The 20,539-nt window shown below is 64.4% G+C and carries 14 protein-coding genes; 9 read left to right on the top strand and 5 right to left on the bottom strand.

The window, feature by feature from the left end:
• Positions 1–51: 51 nt before the first annotated feature.
• Complete coding sequence (gene gdhA, locus PVA39_RS04345; RefSeq protein ID WP_274122987.1) at positions 52–1,386, bottom strand: NADP-specific glutamate dehydrogenase; 1,335 nt, start codon at positions 1,384–1,386, stop codon at positions 52–54.
• A gap of 194 nt (positions 1,387–1,580) precedes the next feature.
• The gene (gene rtcR, locus PVA39_RS04340; protein WP_274122986.1) at positions 1,581–3,185 is read right to left on the bottom strand and encodes an RNA repair transcriptional activator RtcR; all 1,605 of its coding nucleotides are present in this window, start codon (positions 3,183–3,185) and stop codon (positions 1,581–1,583) included.
• Between the two features lie 275 nt (positions 3,186–3,460).
• Here rtcR and PVA39_RS04335 point away from each other — a divergent pair, with 275 nt between their 5' ends.
• From PVA39_RS04335 to rtcA, 6 genes are all read left to right on the top strand, one after another.
• On the top strand, positions 3,461–3,850 hold the full coding sequence (locus tag PVA39_RS04335; RefSeq protein ID WP_274122985.1) for a zinc-ribbon domain-containing protein: 390 nt from the start codon (positions 3,461–3,463) through the stop codon (positions 3,848–3,850).
• 4 nt (positions 3,851–3,854) lie between these two features.
• Positions 3,855–5,081, top strand: a complete 1,227-nt coding sequence (locus PVA39_RS04330; RefSeq protein ID WP_274122984.1) for an RtcB family protein — start codon at positions 3,855–3,857, stop codon at positions 5,079–5,081.
• Between the two features lie 5 nt (positions 5,082–5,086).
• Positions 5,087–6,439 carry a HEAT repeat domain-containing protein gene (locus PVA39_RS04325; protein ID WP_274122983.1) on the top strand — a complete coding sequence of 451 codons (1,353 nt, stop codon included), beginning with the start codon at positions 5,087–5,089 and terminating at the stop codon, positions 6,437–6,439.
• Between the two features lie 47 nt (positions 6,440–6,486).
• The gene (locus tag PVA39_RS04320) at positions 6,487–7,065 is read left to right on the top strand and encodes a hypothetical protein (protein WP_274122982.1); all 579 of its coding nucleotides are present in this window, start codon (positions 6,487–6,489) and stop codon (positions 7,063–7,065) included.
• A gap of 16 nt (positions 7,066–7,081) precedes the next feature.
• Positions 7,082–7,870, top strand: a complete 789-nt coding sequence (locus PVA39_RS04315; protein ID WP_274122981.1) for a nucleotidyltransferase domain-containing protein — start codon at positions 7,082–7,084, stop codon at positions 7,868–7,870.
• Positions 7,871–8,005: 135 nt separating this feature from the next.
• Entirely contained in the window at positions 8,006–9,031 is a 1,026-nt protein-coding gene (gene rtcA / locus PVA39_RS04310; RefSeq protein WP_274122980.1) for an RNA 3'-terminal phosphate cyclase, read from the top strand.
• Positions 9,032–9,359: 328 nt separating this feature from the next.
• Here rtcA and ettA read toward each other — a convergent pair whose 3' ends face one another.
• Positions 9,360–11,024, bottom strand: a complete 1,665-nt coding sequence (ettA, locus tag PVA39_RS04305) for an energy-dependent translational throttle protein EttA (RefSeq protein ID WP_093499824.1) — start codon at positions 11,022–11,024, stop codon at positions 9,360–9,362.
• 392 nt (positions 11,025–11,416) lie between these two features.
• Here ettA and PVA39_RS04300 point away from each other — a divergent pair, with 392 nt between their 5' ends.
• Complete coding sequence (locus tag PVA39_RS04300; protein ID WP_274122979.1) at positions 11,417–15,586, top strand: sensor domain-containing protein; 4,170 nt, start codon at positions 11,417–11,419, stop codon at positions 15,584–15,586.
• Between the two features lie 356 nt (positions 15,587–15,942).
• The gene (gene glyA / locus PVA39_RS04295) at positions 15,943–17,196 is read left to right on the top strand and encodes a serine hydroxymethyltransferase (RefSeq protein WP_274122978.1); all 1,254 of its coding nucleotides are present in this window, start codon (positions 15,943–15,945) and stop codon (positions 17,194–17,196) included.
• 308 nt (positions 17,197–17,504) lie between these two features.
• Here the strand turns inward: glyA and PVA39_RS04290 are convergent, their stop codons facing one another.
• Entirely contained in the window at positions 17,505–17,888 is a 384-nt protein-coding gene (locus PVA39_RS04290; protein ID WP_093499829.1) for a hypothetical protein, read from the bottom strand.
• Between the two features lie 187 nt (positions 17,889–18,075).
• Here PVA39_RS04290 and PVA39_RS04285 point away from each other — a divergent pair, with 187 nt between their 5' ends.
• Positions 18,076–19,707 (top strand): hybrid sensor histidine kinase/response regulator, encoded by a 1,632-nt coding sequence (locus PVA39_RS04285; protein ID WP_274122977.1) that lies wholly within the window; start codon positions 18,076–18,078, stop codon positions 19,705–19,707.
• Positions 19,708–19,855: 148 nt separating this feature from the next.
• On the opposite strand, the gene PVA39_RS04280 is transcribed toward PVA39_RS04285, so the two are convergent.
• Positions 19,856–20,509 (bottom strand): LuxR C-terminal-related transcriptional regulator, encoded by a 654-nt coding sequence (locus tag PVA39_RS04280; RefSeq protein ID WP_274122976.1) that lies wholly within the window; start codon positions 20,507–20,509, stop codon positions 19,856–19,858.
• Between the last annotated feature and the right edge of the window lie 30 nt (positions 20,510–20,539).

The raw sequence follows: 20,539 nt of genomic DNA, 5'->3' as shown, positions 1-20,539 counted from the left end.
GCAATGTGACAGTGGCAGCGCAGCCGAATTGCCCGGCTGCGCATGCGGGCGTCAGACCACGCCCTGGGCCAGCATGGCGTCGGCCACCTTGACGAAGCCGGCAATATTGGCGCCCTTGACGTAGTTGATGCCGCCATTCTCGTCGCCGTGACGCACGCAAGCGTTGTGGATGGACTGCATGATGCCGTGCAGCTTCTCGTCCACCTCGCCTTCGCTCCAGTGCAGGCGCATGGCGTTCTGCGACATTTCCAGGCCGCTGACCGCCACGCCACCGGCGTTGGAGGCCTTGCCCGGGGCGAACAGGGTGCCGTGCTCGATGAACAGGTCCACCGCATCCAGCGTGGTCGGCATGTTGGCGCCCTCGGCCACGCACACGCAGCCATTGCCGAGCAGCGCGCGGGCGTCGTCGAGGTTCAGCTCGTTCTGGGTCGCGCAGGGCAGTGCGATGTCGCACGCCAGGCCCCAGGGGCGCTGGCCGGCCTGGAAGCGCAACGCACCGCCGTCGAGTTCGCTCAGGCGGCCACGCTTCTGGTTCTTCAGCGCCATCACGTCCTGCCAATGCTGCTCGCTGAAGCCCTCTTCGACATACAGCGTGCCTTCGGAATCGGAGAAGGAAATCACCTTGCCACCCAGATCCATCACCTTGCGCGCCGCATACTGCGCCACGTTGCCGGAGCCCGAGATGGCCACGCGCTGACCGTCGAAGTTGCGCCCGCGGGTCTTGAGCATTTCTTCGGCGAAGTACACACAGCCGTAGCCGGTGGCTTCCGGGCGGATCAGGCTGCCGCCGTAAGTCAGGCCCTTGCCGGTCAGCACCGAGGTGAACTCGTTGGCCAGGCGCTTGTACTGGCCGAACAGGTAACCGATCTCGCGGCCACCGACGCCGATGTCACCGGCCGGCACATCCAGGTTGGCGCCGATGTGGCGGTAAAGCTCGGTCATGAACGATTGGCAGAAACGCATCACCTCGGCGTCGCTCTTGCCCTTGGGGTCGAAGTCCGCACCGCCCTTGCCGCCGCCCATGGGCAGCGAGGTCAGGGAATTCTTCAGGGTCTGCTCGAAGGCCAGGAACTTGAGCACGCTCAGGTTTACCGAGGGGTGAAAACGCAGGCCGCCCTTGTACGGGCCGATGGCGCTGTTCATCTGGATGCGGAAGCCACGGTTGACCTGCACGCGCCCGGCATCGTCGACCCACGGCACGCGGAACAGCACGGCACGCTCCGGCTCGACCATACGCTCCACGATGCCCGCCTCCAGATAACGCGGATTGGCCTGCAGGAACGGCCACAGGCTACGCAGCACCTCCTCCACCGCCTGGTGGAATTCGGGCTGATGAGGATCGCGTTGTTTCAGGCCTTCGAGGAAATGATCGACGGACATGCTCATGCAGGCTCCCTGGCGTCTTGCTGCGCCGCGCAATGAAAAGTGGCGGGACTCTAGCAAGAACGCCACGCCCTTAAAAAGGGCAAAATGACGCCTTTATGAAACTTTTTGGTGCTTTGCTATAAATACACCTTCAAAAACAGGGCTTTCAACAGCCCTCATGACGCACCAAACAAGCCTCATCGCGCACCATAAAATCACCCCTCGCGAATGGACTGCCAGCTCAAGCCGAAACGCGCCAGGTACTTGCGCAGGCGATCCGCGTCGTTGGGCTGGGCCTTGGCCTGGCGACTGATGTCGAACAAACGCCTGCCCGCCTCGGACAGGCTGCCCGCCTGTCGACAGATATCGATCACCGCCTGCAGTTGCAGACGGTCGAACAGGTCGATATCACCTGCGGCCTCGCCCAGCAGAGTCGCCAGGTCATCCTCCGCTCCCGAAACGCCCCAGGCGCGCCGCAGCCGCTCGATCTCTTCCTGTACCTGACCCTCGTCGATGCGCCCGCTGTCGGCCAGGGTCGCCATGCGCGTGATCGAGGCCGACAGCTCGCGGAAGTTGCCCTGCCAGGCGGCTTCGCCGGAGCTGGCGAAGGCCAGGTAGCGGCGCCGCGCCTCCAGGTTGAAGCGCACCATTCGCCCTTGTTCGCGCGCATGGCGCTCGAGCTCGAAATCGATGTTCGGCTCGATGTCTTCGCGGCGCCCGGCCAGGCCCGGCAGCTCGAAGGTCCACAGATTGATGCGCGCATACAGGTCTTCACGAAACAGCCCTTCGGCGACCCGGGCGCGCAAGTCGCGATGGGTGCCGGCGATCAGCAGGAAATCGCTGCTCACCTCCTTGTCCGCGCCCATGGGAAAGAAGCGCTTTTCCTCGACGGCCTTGAGCAGCATGGCCTGCTCGTCCAGGCCCAGTTCACCGATCTCGTCGAGAAACAGCATGCCGCCATCGGCGGCGCGCAGCAGGCCGTCGCGGGCGTTCTGCGCACCGGTGAAGGCACCCTTGATATGACCGAACAACGCCGACATGGCGCCGTCGCCGCGCAGGGTCGCGCAATTGACCTCGACGAAGCGGCCATCGACCAGATGACGGCTGCGCTTGAGCTCGTAAACGCGCCGGGCCAGGAACGACTTGCCCGCTCCGGTCGGGCCGATCAGCAGCATCGGTGCCGAGGAACGCACGGCGACCCGCTCGATCTGCTCGATGGAGCGGTTGAACGCCGCGTTGCGCGTGGCGATGCCGGACTTGAGAAACGCCAGCCCCTCCAACCGCTCATGCTGGAAGCGCGTGGCGATACGGTCATAGCGCGACAGGTCGAGGTCGATCAGCGCATGGGTGCCGGTGACCTGCGCCTGTTCATCACGTTTGCGCGCCGGCGAGGTCTGCACCAAGCGCGCCGGCAGGTAGCGCGCCTCGGTGAGCAGGAACCAGCAGATCTGCGCCACATGGGTCCCGGTGGTGATGTGCACCAGGTAGTCCTCACGCTCGGTATCGAAGGTATAGCCGCTGGTGAAGTCATGCAGCGCGCCATACACCTCCTCGAAATCCCAGGGGTTACGCAGGTGCATCGGCTTCAGGCGCACCTCGGTTTCCGGGGATATCTGCTCGATGTCGGCGCGGATGCGCTCGGCCAGGCTGATATCCCGTGCGTCGGTGCCGTGGATCAGCTCCAGGCGATCGATCAGCAAATCCGGCTGCTGACACAGCCCGATACTCGGCCGCCATTTGTTCCAGCGATTGGCGCCTTTGCCGACCCGATCCAGAGTGGCCCCGATAAAGCCGATGGCGACGGTTTTCTTTGCTCTCATAGTTTATCCATAGAGATAAATCCTGATAACAGAATATCAAAAACTCAGACCAGACCAGCTCACGATCACTTCATGAGAATCCTTAAATAGATAAAAATATATAAATATCAATAACTTAAAAATAAATAACTGCATCCGCAAAAAACTGGCACAGCTATCGCTATATCCATACTGAGCGAATCACTGATGCAGCCTGCAGAAAGCTGAATCGGCAAGAAACACGGGAACGCTTTAGCAGGCCTGGAAAGAACCTGCGCAGCGCAGGAGAAGACGCCGTGAAAAGCAACAAGCAACGCCGCCGGGAAATCCGCGAGGCACGCGCAAAACGCAAGCTGCGCCAGGCTGCATCGGCCAGCTGGCCTGCGAGCCAGATGCCGCCACCCGGCAGCATTGCGGTCAACCGCGCCAGCCTCGCGCCTTACTACAGCTATGACGAACCACTTTTCGTCCAGCGCGGTTGGTACCAGGACCTGCCATTCACCTGCCGCGATTGCGGCGCTGGGCAGATCTGGACGGCAGCTCAGCAGCGCTGGTGGTACGAGGTGTGTAAAGGGCAGGTATTTTCCACGGCAATACGCTGCCGTGCCTGCCGATTGAACAAAAGGATTCGCGATGGCCGGGAACGTCCCGACGCCGACCGGGCCATAACGCAAACAGGAGCATGACGAGATGAACGAGAAAACCTACAACCTGCTGGAAGTCGCCAATGGCAAGCCGATCAAACTGTGGACGCAAGGCGTTCCGGTCGAGGAAGACGCCAAGCAGCAGTTGATGAACACCGCGAAGATGCCCTTCATCTTCAAACACCTGGCCGTGATGCCGGACGTGCACCTGGGCAAGGGGTCGACCATCGGCAGCGTGATTCCCACGGTCGGCGCGATCATCCCGGCAGCGGTCGGGGTGGATATCGGGTGCGGGATGATCGCCGCGCGCACCTCGCTGATGGCTCACGACCTGCCGGACAACCTGGCCGGCCTGCGCGCCGCCATCGAGAAGGCCGTACCCCACGGGCGTAGCAATACCCGTGGAGGTCGCGACCGGGGCGCCTGGGAAAACGTGCCGGAGATGGCCGACCATGCCTGGTCGGCGCTGAGCGAGCGCTTCAAGACGATCACCGACAAGTACCCGTGGCTGGAGAAGACCAACAACCGCAAGCACCTGGGAACCCTGGGAACCGGCAACCACTTCGTCGAGGTGTGCCTGGACGAAGCGAACCGGGTCTGGTTCATGCTGCACAGCGGATCGCGCGGCGTGGGTAACGCCATCGGCAACCTGTTCATCGAACTGGCCCAGGCCGATATGCGCCAGCACATCGCCAACCTGCCGGACCGTGACCTGGCCTACTTCGAGGAAGGCAGCCAGCACTTCGCCGACTACGTGGAAGCGGTGGGCTGGGCCCAGGACTTCGCCAAGCAGAACCGCGCGCTGATGATGCACGCGGTGATCAAGGCGGCCCGCGGGGTGATCGCCAAGCCGTTCGAGGTGGCCCTGGAAGCGGTGAACTGCCACCACAACTACGTGCAGAAGGAACGTCACTTCGGTGAAGAGGTGCTGGTAACGCGTAAAGGCGCGGTGTCGGCGAAGAAAGGCGAACTGGGCATCATCCCCGGCTCAATGGGTGCCAAGAGCTTCATCGTGCGCGGCCTGGGTAACGAGGAGGCGTTCTGCTCCTGCAGCCACGGCGCCGGTCGCACCATGAGCCGTACCAAGGCGAAGAAGCTGTTCACCGTGGAAGACCAGATCAAGGCCACGGCCCACGTCGAGTGCCGCAAGGACGCCGACGTGATCGACGAAATCCCGATGGCCTACAAGGACATCGACCAGGTCATGGACGCCCAGCGCGAGCTGGTGGAAGTGGTGCACACCCTGCGTCAGGTGGTGTGCGTGAAAGGATAGCGATTATGAAATATCTGAAAGAGTGGCTGCAGCGGTTGAGAAGCCGCCCGGTCTCCGGCGACTACTGGGAAGACCGTCGCCATCACGAAGCATTGGAAGCCCTCGCTGACTGTAAGGGTGAAGGCGACTGGCTCACGCTGAGCTGTCATGGCAACGGTTTCGTGCGCGAGGTGGCGGTGCGTGAACTGAGTGAGTTGCCTTCACCAGACGCCCTGGCTGCCTTGCTCGAACGAGTCAACGATTGGGTACCGCAGGTGCGTCAATTGGCCAATGCTGGTTTGCAGCGCTATTTCACGTCCGAGCAGGCGCCAGCGTTGCTGCATGCCCTACAACCGCTGATGGCGCTTGCCGAACGCCAGCGCGCCGACCACGGCCAGACACTTGGGGCAGCCCGTACCGTGTTGCAGGGTACCGAAGTACGCGATGCGGTGCTGACGGCATTCCTCGCGCAACAAGGCAAAAGCGCTCGATTTCTGTTCGACCTGCTGCTGGAGGCGAGCGATGAGCCGACCGAACTGCTCGGCAAGGCATTGGCTCACCGTGAGATGACGGTGCGCCAGATGGCGGTTTCGGCCTGCCAGAAGCTGCCCGTGGAACAGGCCGTGCCGCTGTTGCAGCACGCACTGGCCACGCCCGGCGCCAGCGTGCGGGTCAAAGCCCTGCATGCGCTGCTGAGCAAGCTCGACGACCCACGCGAGATGCTACGTGGCGCCCTGCTGGACGCCTCGCCCGCGGTGCGCAGCCTGGCTCGCTGGGCGGCGCCGCGCTGGCAGCTCGACGCACGGGAAGTGCTCGCAAAGCGACTGGACGCCGCCCTGCCAACGTCCAAGCGCGAATGGCTGGGCGTACTTGGCCTGGCCAGCGAACTGCAGGTCAGTCTGGATGAGCGCTGGCGCGCTGCGGCGCTACGCTCGCCCATGGCCAGCGTACGCCTGGCTGCGCTGATGAGCCCCGGCGACGAGTACCTGAGCGAGCAGTTGGTGATGCTGGACGATCCGGCCGACAAGGTTTTCGCCAAAGCCTGCGAACGTCTGAGCTGCCAGCCCTGGGATGCATTGCAAGCTGAGCTCGACGGCCGCCTGGATCGTGACTGGCAGAGCCTGCCGGACCACCGCCGGGCCGCCCTGATGGCGCTGCGGCCACGCTGGCAACAACTGGCCTACCTGCTGCGTCGCCTGGATAGCGATATCCAGCAGCGCGACTACTGGCTGGTCTGGATCGCCAACTGGTGCCAGCAGCAATACCTGATGGTCGACCCGAGCACCGCGCCAGCCGAACGCCGCAGGTTGCTTGCCTGGGTTAGCGAATTGCAGGACAGCGGCGCCCTGCCGCCAGGTTGCGTGACGCGCCTGACGTGAAAAAACCGCCTGTTCGAGGCATGCGAATAACGGGATGAGGTGAGGCCATGCTGCAAACGATGCAAAGCCAGCGACTCGATGAACTGCGCACCCGCCTGGAAGAGGCGGGCTGCATGTTCGATTTCGTGGTGACCATGCTCGACCCGACCGCCACACCTGGCGAGGCGGAGCATCGGCAGGCCCTGGAGTTGCTGTTCGAGACCATCCAGGCGCGCGCTCGGATCTGGCAACAGAACCTGATCGCCCAGGATGCTAGTTACGCAAACCACCGCTGGTCCGAATTGACGGCGGATCTGGCTCAGGCACGCCCGCAGCCGCTCACGGCCGATGCCATTCGGGAGCTGGCCAGCGAAGATGGTTCGCTGTGCCGCAACTTCCGCGACCCGCCCTACGGCACCCAGCTGCAAGTGGCGGACTTCCGCGAATGGCTGCACATGCTGCGGCTGTATCCCGATGAACAGCTGCAGGTGCTCGATTGGGTCGGCGATGCGCAAGAAGATCCGCAGCGCAGCGCCTGGAGCGACTATTTCGACGACGGCAAGGAATGGTGGGGCATCTGGTGCCTCACCCTGTACAACCCGCGACGTCGGACATTGTCCGCGCTGGCCGCCAGCGCGACAGACTAAACAAGGATGCAAAGACATGGACATGCAACAACGCCACCCACTCAGCGACGCCATGCGCGCGCGGGTGCTGGCTGAACTCGAACGGGTCGAGCGCGAGCGCAACGTGAAGGTGCTGTATGCCTGCGAGTCGGGCAGCCGCGCCTGGGGCTTCGCCTCGACGGATAGCGATTACGACGTGCGCTTCGTCTACGTGGAAAAACCGGACTGGTTCGTCCAGGTAGATGAAGGCCGCGACATGATCGAGCGCCCGCTGGACGACGAGTTGGACGTCAGCGGCTGGGAGTTGCGCAAGACCCTCGGCCTGCTGCGCAAATCCAACCCTACGCTGCTGGAATGGCTCGACTCGCCCCTGGTGTACCGACAGGAAGATCAAGCCACGGCGCGCCTGCGCGAGCTGGCCGAGCATTTCTACAGCCCGCCGGCGGCGCGCAATCACTACCTGTCGATGGCCAGGAAGAACTTTCGCGGCTACCTGCAGGACGAGACGGTGCGCTTCAAGAAGTACTTCTATGTACTGCGCCCGCTGCTCGCCGTACTGTGGATAGACCAGGGTCGTGGCCGGCCGCCGATGACCTTCGCCGATCTGTTGCAGACGGTTGACGATGCGCCGCTGCTGGCCGAAGTGGACGAGTTACTGGCCCTCAAGCGCAGCGCCGACGAGTCCGCCTACGGCCCGCGCCGCCCTGCCCTGCACGCCTTTATCGAGGCGCAGCTGGAGCGGCCGGTGCCGGCGCTGCCGCGTACCCAGGCGGACAGCGGCCTGCTTGACGCCTACCTGCGCGAAATGGTCAGCCGCTACGCCTGAGCCACGTTCGTAGCCCGGGTCGAGCGCAGCGACACCCGGGACGATCTCCCGACCTACTACAGAGAGGGACGCGGAGCGTCCCGATGGGCGTTCCCACGCAGAGCGTGGGAACGATCAACGATCAAAGGATTCACCATGAACAAGGATATTCTCGAGTTCGACGGCGCCATCGGCGGCGGGCAGGTGCTGCGTACGGCGCTGAGCCTGTCGATGATCACCGGCACGCCGTTTCGCATCACCAACATTCGCGCCAGGCGTAGTCGCCCGGGTCTGCTGCGCCAGCACCTGACCGCCGTGCTCGCCGCCGCCGAAATCAGCGGCGCCGAGGTCGAGGGCGCCGAACTGCACGCCACCCGCCTGGTGTTTCGCCCCGGCCCGATCCACGGTGGCGAGTACCGTTTCGCCATCGGCTCGGCGGGTAGCTGCACCCTGGCACTACAAACCGTTCTGCCAGCCTTGCTGCAGGCCGCCGAACCTAGCCGTGTACAGATCAGCGGCGGCACCCACAACCCGGCCGCGCCGCCGTTCGACTTCCTCGACCGAGCCTGGCTGCCGCTGCTACGGCGTATGGGCGGCCGGGTCGAGTTGCAGCTGCATCGCCATGGCTTCGTACCAGCCGGTGGCGGCGCGCTGGAAGCCTTCATCCAGCCGTCGTCGCTGATGCCCCTGCACCTGCCCGAGCGGGGCGCACTGCTGGAACAACGTGCCGACGTGCTGCTGGCCGGCATTCCCGGCCACGTGGGCGAACGTGAACTGGCGCGGGTCGGCAAGCGCCTGCTTTGGCCGGACGCCGACCTGCACTGCACTTGGCTGGACCAAGAGCACGGCCCGGGCAACATCCTGACCCTCACGGTGGCCTGCGAGCAGCTCACCGAGCAGTTCTGCGCCTTCGGCCAGAACGGCGTACGTGCCGAGGCGGTGGCCGACCGCGCCATCGAGCCGTTGCGCCGGTGGCTTGCCAGCGGCGCGGCAGTGGCCGAGCACCTGGCCGACCAGTTGCTGCTACCGATGGCGCTGGCCGGCAGCGGCAGCTTCACTACCACGCACCTGAGCGAGCATCTGCAGAGCAATATTCAGGTGATCGAAGCCTTCTGTCCGGTGGCGGTTCGTTGCACGCCGGCGGGCAAGGCGTTGCGGGTTGAAGTCGGCGGCAGGGCCTGACGATCATTTTTATGTGAGAGCTGGTGGGCTGAAGCCCACCCTACATGGGGCGCGCGAAATGTAGGATGGGCGCCAGCCCATCAATTGACTGCACTCGGAAGGTGAAAACGGGCGCTGACCTGCTTTTGTGGGAGCGGGCGCGGACGCTTAGTCCATGCCCGTGATCTTTCGCGGGCAAGGCCCACTCCCACAGGGCAGACTCCAATGCCTGGCGCTCACTCTGCGGCCGCTGCACTTCAGATTGAATCGAAAGGCCGGAACAGGCTCCAGGCTCGAAATGTACGCATAAAAAAACGGAGCCCTGAGGCTCCGTTTTCCATAGCAGCGCTTACTGCGCCAGCTTCTTGTGCCGTACCCGATGCGGCTGGGCGGCGGCGTCGCCGAGGCGCTTCTTGCGGTCGGCTTCGTACTCGGTGTAGTTGCCTTCGAAGAAGATCACGCCGTCATCCTCGTAAGAGAGGATGTGGGTCGCCACGCGGTCCAGGAACCAGCGATCGTGAGAGATCACGATGGCTGCGCCAGGGAAGTCCAGCAGCGCTTCTTCCAGCGAACGCAGGGTTTCCACGTCGAGGTCGTTGGACGGTTCGTCGAGCAGCAGGACGTTGGCGCCCTCCTTCAGGGTCAGGGCCAGGTGCAGACGGCCACGCTCACCACCGGAGAGGTCCTTGACGAACTTCTGCTGGTCGGCGCCCTTGAAGTTGAAGCGGCCTACGTAACCGCGGGACGGAACTTCGTAGTTGCCGATCTTGATCATGTCCAGGCCATCGGACACCGCTTCCCAGACGGTCTTGCTGCCGTCGAGGTCTTCGCGACTCTGGTCGACGCAGGCCAGTTGCACGGTTTCACCGATCTCGATGCTGCCCGAGTCCGGGGTTTCCTTGCCCATCAGCATGCGGAATAGGGTCGACTTACCGGCACCGTTACCGCCGATCACGCCGACGATGGCGCCCTTGGGTACGCTGAACGACAGGTCTTCGACCAGTACGCGGTCGCCGTAGCCCTTGGTGACGTTCTTGAACTCGATGACCTTGTCGCCCAGGCGCGGGCCGGCCGGGATGTAGATCTCGTTGGTCTCGGCGCGTTTCTGGAATTCCTGGGACTGCATTTCCTCGAAGCGCTGCAAGCGAGCCTTGGATTTCGACTGGCGGGCCTTGGCGCCTTTGCGCACCCACTCCAGCTCTTCCTTCATGGCCTTCTCGTGGGCCGACTGCTGCTTGGACTCCTGGGCCAGACGGTCGGATTTCGCTTCCAGCCAGCCGGAATAGTTGCCCTCGTACGGAATGCCCGCGCCGCGGTCGAGTTCCAGGATCCAGCCGGCGACGTTGTCGAGGAAGTAACGGTCGTGGGTGATCGCCACCACGGTGCCCGGGAAGTCGTGCAGGAAGCGCTCCAGCCAGGCCACCGAGTCGGCGTCCAGGTGGTTGGTCGGCTCGTCGAGCAGCAGCATGTCGGGGGCCGACAGCAGCAGGCGGCACAGGGCCACGCGGCGCTTCTCGCCACCGGACAGGTGCTCGATCTTCGCATCCCAGGCTGGCAAGCGCAGGGCGTCGGCGGCGACTTCCAGCTGACGCTCCAGGTTGTGGCCGTCGCTGGCCTGCAGGATGGCCTCGAGCTTGGCCTGCTCGGCAGCCAGCTTGTCGAAGTCGGCATCCGGCTCGGCATAGGCGGCGTAGACTTCGTCGAGGCGCGCCTGGGCGTCCTTGACCACGCTGACCGCTTCCTCGACCACTTCACGCACGGTCTTGCTCGGGTCCAGCTGCGGCTCCTGGGGCAGGTAACCGACGTTGATGTCCGGCATCGGCCGGGCTTCACCGTCGAATTCCTTGTCCACGCCCGCCATGATGCGCAGCAGGGTCGATTTACCGGCGCCGTTGAGGCCCAGCACACCGATCTTGGCGCCCGGGAAGAACGACAGGGAGATGTTCTTGAGGATCTCGCGCTTCGGCGGCACGACCTTGCTCAGCCGATGCATGGTGTAGACGTATTGAGCCAAAATTCAGACCTCACTAATAAATGGCGACGATGGCGCGCACCCTATGCCAAGACGCCGCCTCACGCAAACGGATAAATGCCGCACTGGCTGGGGCGTCGAGCTGCAACGCGCAACGGCATGCACGGCAATGACCGGCACAGACTACAGTACAGCGATGACCGGGTATTTTCGGCGATCTGCACGCGACTAGGAAGAGCCTCCAATGCAGGACATTCGTCGCTTTGGCTGGCACTTAGCCACATTTATGGCATGCTAGCCGACTTGGGAAGCGGACGTCCCTGTTTAACCTTTATTAGCGCATAACCTGCTTACCCGACCTCGCCGTTGCAGGACGTCATCACGTGTCAGCTGCCGAAACCATTCGCCCTCAACGCGATACCACGATCACGCCCATGCGTCGCTCCCTCAAAGGCGCCCTGGTGGTGCTGGTGCTCGGCCTGCTGGTACTGCTGTTCTGGCAGCTGCAATTCGAATTTCGTCAGCTCAAGGACAACCAGCGCGCCCTCAGCCTAGCGGTCAGCGAACAACTGGCCAAGCAGCTGAGCCTGAACATGGCGTCGATGGCCAATGCCGGCTCCGCCGTACTGCAGGCCACCCGCGGGCCAGCCGATTCCTTTGAACAGCAACAGCGCTACCTGGACAACCTGCGCGTGGTGTTTCCCACCCTGCAGCGCCTCGCACATCTGGATGCCAGCGGCCAACCGCGCCCCGGCAGCCCCATGCCGCCGGCCGAACAGGCGCTGCTGGCCGAGCTGATCGCGCGCCTCGGCCAGCACCGCTACTACTACATCTTCGACCCCATCGACGGCGGCCACCTCGATCTGATGCTGCGCGAGGCCGATGGCTACTGGGTGGTGCGGCTGCATGCCGGCGCTCTGGGCAACTGGCTGCCCCACACCCCTCAGCAGGATGTTTCCTGGCAGTTGGAAGACATTACCAACCAACGCGTGATCGCCGACTCACGCAGTGCCATGAGCCCCGAACGCAGCTTCCCACCGATCACCGCGGCCAACCAGGCGCAAACCATCGTGCTGCAGGACCTGCCAGGCTCCGACTGGCAATTGCGTGCCATGTACGACGAGAACAAGGCACAGGCCCAGGTGCTGCCGGAAATGGCCGGCAAGATCCTGCTGTTCAGCCTGTGCAGCCTGCTCACCCTGTTCGCCCTCTATCGCCTGGTGCGTGAACAGGGCCAGCTGCACGCGCTCAACGCCGCCTCACGGCGCTCCCTGCACCAGGCTGCCAGCGCTCTGGGCGCCATTGAGGAGCGGGTGCTGGTCACCGACGTCACCGGCCGGCTGACCTACCTCAACCCCCAGGCCGAAACCATGTTCGGCGTAAGCGCCCCGGACGCCGGCCAGTGGCACCTGTTCGAACTGCTGCCGAGCCTCAATCCGCTGCTGCTGCACGCCACCGCCTTTCGCAATGACGAAGGCCCCGACCTGGTGGAAATCCGCCTGCACAACCAGAGCCGGCTGTTCACCGTCACCCGCAGCGACCTGCGCGACGCGTCGCGCCTGCTGGGCTTCGTATGGGTGCTGCGCGACGTCACCGAGCAGCAGCAGGCGACCCGCGTGCTGCAGGAAACCCGTCGCCGCTATCAGGACATCTTCGATGGCACCGGCACCGCGCTATGCGTGCTGGATCTGGCCGGTCTCTACCATTACCTGCGTGACCAGGGCCTGAAGAGCGGCGCCGACCTGACACCCTGGCTGGAGGCCAACCCGCAGCGCCATGGCGAGCTGCTGCAGCACATGCGCTTTACCGAGACCAACCAGATCGCCCTGCGCCTGCTTGGCGTCAGCAACACCGAGCAGGCGTGGGAGCAGCTGATCAACCGCGGTTCGGTGCGCGCCCAGGGCTTCCGCGCTCAGCTCAGCGCCGCCCTGCTCGACGGTGGCGGCCATCTGGAACTGGAAAGCCATATCGAAGGCGACAACGGCATCACCCGCCACCTGTGGCTGGTGATGCGCCTGCCGGAAAGCCCCGAAGATCTGCACGCCGTCGCCCTGAGCATCAGCGACATCAGCAGCCGCAAACGCATGGAGCTGTCGCTGGTCGAGCGCGAGCGCTTCTGGGCCGAGGTGGTGCGTGCGGTACCGGACACCCTGTATGTCACCGACCTGACCACACAGACGATTCTGTTCAGCAACCACGACATCGCCAGCCGCCTGGGCTACGAAGACGGCAGGCTGAGCAACCAGATCGACCAGTGGTGGAAACAGGTCATCCATCCCGATGATCATGAGCAACTCGAACGTGCGCGCAATATGCAACGCGTGCTTGCCAACGGCGTACCGCTCGAGTCCCAGGCCCGCGTACGCCACCGAGACGGCTCCTGGCGCTGGTTCAGCATCAGCGAGCAAGCCCTGGCCCGTGATGCCAATGGCTGGGTCAGCCGCCTGATCAGCGTGGCCCGCGATATTACCGGGCAGATCGCCCGCAACGAATCGCTGCGCGAGAACGAGCACCGTTACCGCATGCTCGCCGAAAGCATCAGCGATGTGATTTTCTCCACCGACAGCCAGCTGAACCTCGATTACGTCAGCCCCTCGGTGCAGACCGTGCTGGGCTACCCGCCCGCCTGGGTGCAGGCCCATGGTTTCGGCAGCCTGGCTACCAACCCGCAGCAACTCGGCGCGGTCTACGCGCTGCTCGGGCGCATCCGCAGCGCCCTTGGCGTGCATCAGCAAATGCACGAGCTGCGCCAGACCCTCACACCGCAACTGTTCATCGTCGACTTCCTGCGTGCCGACGGCCGCAAGATTCCCATGGAGCTGCGCCTGGTGCCAATGTGGGACGACAACGGCAAGTTCGAAGGCCTGCTCGGCGTGGGCCGCGACGTGGCCCAACAACGCCGTGCCGAGAAAGACCTGCGCATGGCCGCGACGGTCTTCGAGCACTCTACGGCGGCGATTCTGGTCACCGACCCGGCGGGCTACATCGTGCAGGTCAACAACGCCTTCAGCCGGGTCAGCGGCTACAACGCCGAGCAGGTGCTCGACCAGTTACCGGGCATGCTCACGGCCGACAGTCAGCAGAGCACCCACCTGCATTACGTGCTTACCCAGCTGCGCCAGCGCGGCACCTGGGAGGGCGAAATCTGGCTCAAACGCCGCGATGGCGAGAACTTCCCGGCGTGGGTCGGCATCACCGCTGTCCATGACGAGGAAGGCGACCTGGTCAGCTACGTGTGCTTCTTCAGCGACATCAGCGAGCGCAAGGCCAGCGAACAGCGCATCCATCGCCTGGCCTACTACGACGCCCTGACCCAGTTGCCCAACCGCACGCTGTTCCAGGATCGTCTGCACACCGCTCTGCAGCACGCCGAACGGCACCGCGAGTGGGTGGTGCTGATGTTCCTCGATCTGGACCGCTTCAAGCCGATCAACGATTCCCTCGGCCACGCCGCCGGCGACCGCATGCTCAAGGACGTGGCCGTACGCCTGGCCGCCTGCGTCGGCGAGGACGACACCGTGGCGCGCATGGGCGGCGACGAATTCACCCTGCTGCTGCGCTCCAGCGCCAGCCGCGATGCGGCCCTGCACCGCGCCATCCACGTCGCCGAACAGATTCTCGACAGCCTGGCCCAGGCCTTCGTGCTCGAAGGCCGCGAGTTCTTCGTCACCGCCAGTATCGGCATCGCCCTCGGCCCGCAGGACGGCAACGAGCCGAGCCAGCTGATGAAGAACGCCGACACCGCCATGTACCACGCCAAGGAGCGCGGCAAGAACAACTTCCAGTTCTATCAGGCGGCCATGAACGCCAGCGCCCTGGAACGTCTGGAGCTCGAAGGCGACCTGCGCCACGCCCTGGAACAGGGCGAATTCCTGCTTCACTACCAGCCGCAGTTTTCCGGCAACGGCAAGCGCCTGACCGGAGTCGAGGCGCTGCTGCGCTGGCAGCACCCCAAGCGCGGCCTGGTGTCGCCCAGTGCGTTCATCCCGGTGCTCGAAGAACTCGGCCTGGTGGTACAGGTCGGCGACTGGGTGCTGACCGAGGCGTGCCGTCAGCTGAACATCTGGCACCACAACAAGATCCGCGTGCCCAAGGTGTCGGTGAATCTCTCGGCGCGCCAGTTCAGCGACGGTGACCTGCGCCAGCGCATCGAACGCATCCTCGTCGAGAGCCGTATTCCCGCCGCGTGCCTGGAGCTGGAGCTGACCGAAAGCATCCTCATGCAGGACGTTGGCGCCGCGCTGCAGACCCTCACCGACCTGAAGAACCTCGGGGTATGCATCGCCATCGACGATTTCGGCACTGGGTACTCGTCGCTCAATTACCTCAAGCAATTCCCCATCGACGTACTGAAGATCGACCGCAGCTTCGTCGACGGCCTGCCCCACGGCGAGCAGGACGGGCAAATCGCCCGCGCCATCATCGCCATGGCCCACAGCCTGAACATGTCGGTGATCGCCGAGGGCGTGGAAACCCAGGAACAGCTCGATTTCCTGCGCACCTACGACTGCGACGAGGTGCAGGGCTACCTGCTGGGCCGGCCCATGCCCGCCCACCGCTTCGAGGCGCAGTTCTGCGGGCGCAGCCTGTTCATGCTCGAGTGACGGCACGGCAAGCGGCGTCGAGAACCTGCTCACGATCTTTTTAGGCGACATTACAGAGGCTGCTACTAGGCAGAAGCGGCCGTTCGCGTAACCCGTAGGAGGGGGGTAAGCCCCGCGCGTTTTTTCAAGGCAAACAAAGAGCTCGGGGCTGAAGCCCCTCCTACAAATACTCCGTTCACCGACCGCTCCCGCCACTTTGCAATCAAAGCGCTGAAGTCGAGCCGAAAGATCGTGAACAGGCGCAGCGTGAGCGCCACTTGTCCCGCTCATGACCACGCCTCATATGCCTGGCCAGCCTGGATGCGGTAGAATCCGCCCCCTCTTTACTCCGCCCAGCTGACTTTCAGGGGATTGCCATGTTCAGCCGTGATTTGACCATTGCCAAGTACGACGCCGAGCTCTTCGACGCCATGCAGCAAGAAGCTCTGCGCCAGGAAGAGCACATCGAGCTGATCGCCTCGGAAAACTACACCAGCCCAGCGGTGATGGAAGCCCAGGGCAGTGTGCTGACCAACAAGTACGCCGAGGGCTACCCGGGCAAGCGTTACTACGGTGGTTGCGAGCACGTCGACGTGGTCGAGCAACTGGCCATCGACCGCGCCAAGCAGCTGTTCGGCGCCGACTACGCCAACGTCCAGCCGCACGCTGGCTCGCAAGCCAACGCGGCGGTGTACCTGGCCCTGCTCAGCGCCGGTGACACCATCCTGGGCATGAGCCTGGCCCACGGCGGCCACCTGACCCACGGTGCCAGCGTTTCCTCCTCCGGCAAGCTGTACAACGCCGTGCAGTACGGCATCGACGGCAACGGCCTGATCGACTACGACGAAATCGAGCGCCTGGCCGTCGAGCACAAGCCGAAGATGATCGTTGCCGGTTTCTCGGCCTACTCCCAGGTGCTGGACTTCGCACGCTTCCGCGCCATCGCCGACAAGGTAGGTGCCTATCTCTTTGTTGATATGGCGCATGTTGCGGGCCTGGTTGCCGCTGGTGTGTACCCGAACCCGGTGCCGTTCGCCGACGTGGTCACCACCACCACCCACAAGACCCTGCGCGGCCCGCGCGGCGGCCTGATCCTGGCGAAGAAGAACGAAGAGATCGAGAAGAAGCTCAACTCCGCGGTCTTCCCGGGTGCCCAGGGCGGTCCGCTGGAGCACGTCATCGCCGCCAAGGCGATCTGCTTCAAGGAAGCGCTGCAGCCTGAGTTCAAGGCTTACCAGCAGCAGGTGGTGAAGAACGCCCAGGCGATGGCCGAAGTGTTCATCGAGCGCGGCTTCGACGTGGTGTCCGGCGGCACCCAGAACCACCTGTTCCTGCTCTCGCTGATCAAGCAGGACATCTCCGGTAAGGACGCCGACGCCGCGCTGAGCAAGGCCTACATCACCGTCAACAAGAACTCGGTGCCTAACGACCCGCGTTCGCCGTTCGTGACCTCGGGCCTGCGCTTCGGTACCCCGGCCGTCACCACCCGCGGCTTCAAGGAAACCGAGTGCCGCGAGCTGGCTGGCTGGATCTGCGACATCCTCGCCGACCTGAACAATGACGCGGTGATCGACGCCGTGCGCGAGAAGGTCAAGGCCATCTGCGCCAAACTGCCGGTTTACGGCAAGTAAGCGCCAGCGCTGCGATAGAGAGCCCGGCTGATGCCGGGCTTTTTTATGCCTGCGGGAAAATGTGCTGGCGACAAGCCCACTCCCGCGTAGCCCCCCGCCCGGAGGCGAATGCTGGCCACGCCGCAATACCGCTACGTGCCAACCATCGCTTCGCGCCGCAGGCGGCGCTCCCACAAAAAAGCGGCCACCCCACCATTGCGCAGGAGCCACGACCCGGGGCGAATGGCGGCCACAACGAAAAAACCGCGCAACGGCGCGGTTTTTTCGGCGGGTCTTTCCAACGGGGTTGCGCAGCTAGGCCGCTTCCATCAACGCGATGCTGCAGCCGGTGCAGCCGCCGCCGTGCACGGCGACCCGGCACCCAGGCCAGCGGTCATGCTCTCGACGTTGTTGAGCACGTTGTTGCCCTGGTTGACGCGCTGGGCCTTCTCGGCGGCGTCGACGCGCTGGGCATAGGTGGTGGAGGTGCCTTGCAGGCTCTGCTGGGTTTCCAGCACCGAGTTGGCGATGCTCAGCAGGCTACGCCCCGAGGCGATCAGGCTGTCCGACGTGCTCGGCGTGCACGGCGCGGCGCCGTTGGCCACCTGGGAGCTGTGCAGGCCCTGGCTTTGCGTGTTCTGTGGCAGGCAGCCGGCGAGCGTCGCCAGCATTGGCACGACGAGCAGAGCTCCAATCGTTCCGTTGATGTTCATCTAGAATCCCTCGGTCACTGGGCTCCGGCCCGTGCCGAAGCGATGGCGGGATTCTAGGAAGCGGGTTGGCACACCGAAATAGCACAGGTGTGCTAGAGGCACTTTGCTCCCTGGCTCGCGCCTTGCACACCCACACCGCCGCGGCCTAAGGTGGCCGGATATCCGCATTAGCACACAGGGAACCGTCATGCTGGCCAGCGCCTCGCCCACCTACGACGTCGAACGCGCCCAGGCCGTGGTGCGCCTGATCATCGCCCCCATCGCGCTCGGCTATACCCTGCTGATGCACCTGCGCTCGGCCATCGACAACGTCCTGGCCGGCTCGATCATGGTGCTCGGGGCGCTGTTCATGACCGCCTCCCTGGCCCTATGGATCGACATCCGCCGGCGCCCAGGACACTACCCGGTTCGCCGCGTGCTGACCATGCTCAACGACTACGCCTGCATCACCGTGGCCATCGCCTTTGGCGGCGAGCCGATGCTGCCGATCTACGCGATTCTGATCTGGGTGACCGTGGGCTATGGCCTGCGCTACGGCTCCAGCTACCTACTGCTGGCGACCATTCTCGCCACCCTGTCGCTGGCGATCATCGCCAGCGTCTCGGCCTACTGGCAGTCGCAGCCCTACCTGATCATCACCCTGCTACTCACCACCCTGATGGTGCCGGCCTACATGAACGCCCTGCTCAAGCGCTCGCGCCTGGCCGCCGAAGCCGAGCAGGCCGCCAACCGCGCCAAGTCGCAGTTCCTCGCCCAGGCCAGCCACGACCTGCGCCAGCCCATCCACTCCATCAGCCTGTTCACCGCCTGCCTGCGCGACAGCAGCCTAGATGGCGAGCAGCACCGCCTGGTGGAGAACATCGACAAGTCCCTGAACAGTGTCGCCCGGCTGTTCCGTACGATTCTGGACATGTACTCGCTGGACAGCGGCAAGGTGGTCGCCCATATGGAGCCGCTGCCGCTAAGAGGCCTGCTACGCCAGCTGATCCAGCAAAACACCGAGGCGGCGCGCTGGGCCGGCGTGGAGATCCGTCTGCACTGCCCGGACGTGTACGTGCATGCCGACCAGAGCCTGCTGACCACCATGCTGCAGAACCTGCTCACCAACGCCCTCAAGTACGCGCCCGGTCAGCCGGTGCTGATCGGTTGCCGGCGGCGCGGCACGGCGCTCTCCATCGAGCTGTACGACAAGGGCCGCGGCATCGCCGAGGCGCATCTGGAAAACATCTTCGAGGAGTTCTACCGCGTGAGGCAGACCCGCGACAGCGACGTGGAAGGCATGGGCCTGGGGCTCACCATCGTGCGCCGCCTGGGCAAACTGATGGACCTGCAAGTGCGCATCCGCTCGGTGGAAGGCAAAGGCACCCTGGCGGCCATCGACGGCCTGCAGCTGGCCAGCGCGCCGGTTCAGCAGGCGACAGCGCAAGCGTCCAAGCCGCAGGCGCCGAGCATGCTCAACGGCCTGCGCATCTGCCTGATCGAGGATGACCACAACGTGCTGCTGGCCACCGCCACCTTGCTGAAGAAATGGGGCTGTGTGGTCGACACCTACACCTCGCTGCCCGACGTGGCGGCGGATATCGACCTGGTGGTGACCGACTTCGACCTCGGCCTGGAAGCCTCCGGCGCCGACTGCATCGCCCACGTGCGCGCCCTCGCCGCCCGCCAGGTGCCGGCCATCATCATGACCGGCCACGATGTGCGCCGCGTGCAGGAAGCGGTGGGTGACGACCAGATACCGATTCTGTCCAAACCCGTACAGCCGGCCGAACTGCGCTCGCTGCTGGTGGCGCTGAAGCTCAAGGCCCAGGCGGCCTAGGACGCCTAGGCTCCGTACGAAAAGTTGCCGAGCTAAGGTCAGGCAAGGCGAAATGGCTCGAAGAAGCGCAGTTTACGTGTTGTAAATGAGCATTCTGAGAGACATTTCAACGCAGCATCACAGAGCGCAGGCACTTTCCGTAGAGAGCCTAGCGCAGCCCGGCCTTGGCACCCATGGCCGCTGCAGCCGCACGGCTGCCCACATCCAGCGTGCGCATCAGTGCCGACACATGGATACGCACGGTAAAGGGCGAGATATCCAGCTCGCGGGCGATTTCCTTGTTGGCCAGGCCGCGCACCAGCAGGCGCAGCACGTCCTGCTGCCGTGGAGTGAGCTGCTCCAGCAGGTGCCGCGCCTCGGCGAAGGCCGGCACCCCAGCCGGCCCCAGGGTCAGCACGAAATCACCGTCACGCACCGCCTGCAGCGCCTCGGCGATCTCGTCGGGCGGCGTCGCCTTGCCGATAAAGCCATCGGCACCGGCCGCCATCACCTCGTCGATCAACTCGCGGTTGTCGACCATCGACACGATCACGATGGAGCTGCGCGTGAAGCGCTGGCGCAACGCGCCGATGGCCTCCGGCGACTGCCCGGGGAACAGCAGGTCGAGCATGAACAGGCTCGGCGGTGCGCCGGCAACGGCCAGGGCCAGCACCTCGTCCATATCGCCGGCTTCGAGGATGCAGGCGTGGGGGAACACCCGCTGCGCGATGCGGCTCAGCCCCTCACGGAACACCGGATGATCATCGGCCACGATGATGCGCTCTTGTGGCGGGCGTTCGAGGATGGGGGAAGTGTCGTTCATGGGCTCAGACTAAGGTCATCCAACCGCGCG

Origin of the sequence: Pseudomonas sp. CNPSo 3701, assembly GCF_028674975.1 — a bacterium.
GTDB lineage: Bacteria > Pseudomonadota > Gammaproteobacteria > Pseudomonadales > Pseudomonadaceae > Aquipseudomonas > Aquipseudomonas straminea.
The sequence above is the reverse complement of the archived record's forward strand: the minus strand, read 5'-3'. Positions and strand labels throughout refer to the sequence as shown.

Bases quoted from the DNA above. Each gene is read 5' to 3' on its own strand.
- gdhA (WP_274122987.1), bottom strand. From the start codon at position 1,386: ATGAGCATGTCCGTCGATCATTTCCTCGAAGGCCTGAAACAACGCGAT.
- rtcR (WP_274122986.1), bottom strand. From the start codon at position 3,185: ATGAGAGCAAAGAAAACCGTCGCCATCGGCTTTATCGGGGCCACTCTG.
- PVA39_RS04330 (WP_274122984.1), top strand. From the start codon at position 3,855: ATGAACGAGAAAACCTACAACCTGCTGGAAGTCGCCAATGGCAAGCCG.
- PVA39_RS04325 (WP_274122983.1), top strand. From the start codon at position 5,087: ATGAAATATCTGAAAGAGTGGCTGCAGCGGTTGAGAAGCCGCCCGGTC.
- PVA39_RS04320 (WP_274122982.1), top strand. From the start codon at position 6,487: ATGCTGCAAACGATGCAAAGCCAGCGACTCGATGAACTGCGCACCCGC.
- PVA39_RS04315 (WP_274122981.1), top strand. From the start codon at position 7,082: ATGGACATGCAACAACGCCACCCACTCAGCGACGCCATGCGCGCGCGG.
- rtcA (WP_274122980.1), top strand. From the start codon at position 8,006: ATGAACAAGGATATTCTCGAGTTCGACGGCGCCATCGGCGGCGGGCAG.
- PVA39_RS04300 (WP_274122979.1), top strand. From the start codon at position 11,417: ATGCGTCGCTCCCTCAAAGGCGCCCTGGTGGTGCTGGTGCTCGGCCTG.
- glyA (WP_274122978.1), top strand. From the start codon at position 15,943: ATGTTCAGCCGTGATTTGACCATTGCCAAGTACGACGCCGAGCTCTTC.
- PVA39_RS04290 (WP_093499829.1), bottom strand. From the start codon at position 17,888: ATGAACATCAACGGAACGATTGGAGCTCTGCTCGTCGTGCCAATGCTG.
- PVA39_RS04285 (WP_274122977.1), top strand. From the start codon at position 18,076: ATGCTGGCCAGCGCCTCGCCCACCTACGACGTCGAACGCGCCCAGGCC.
- PVA39_RS04280 (WP_274122976.1), bottom strand. From the start codon at position 20,509: ATGAACGACACTTCCCCCATCCTCGAACGCCCGCCACAAGAGCGCATC.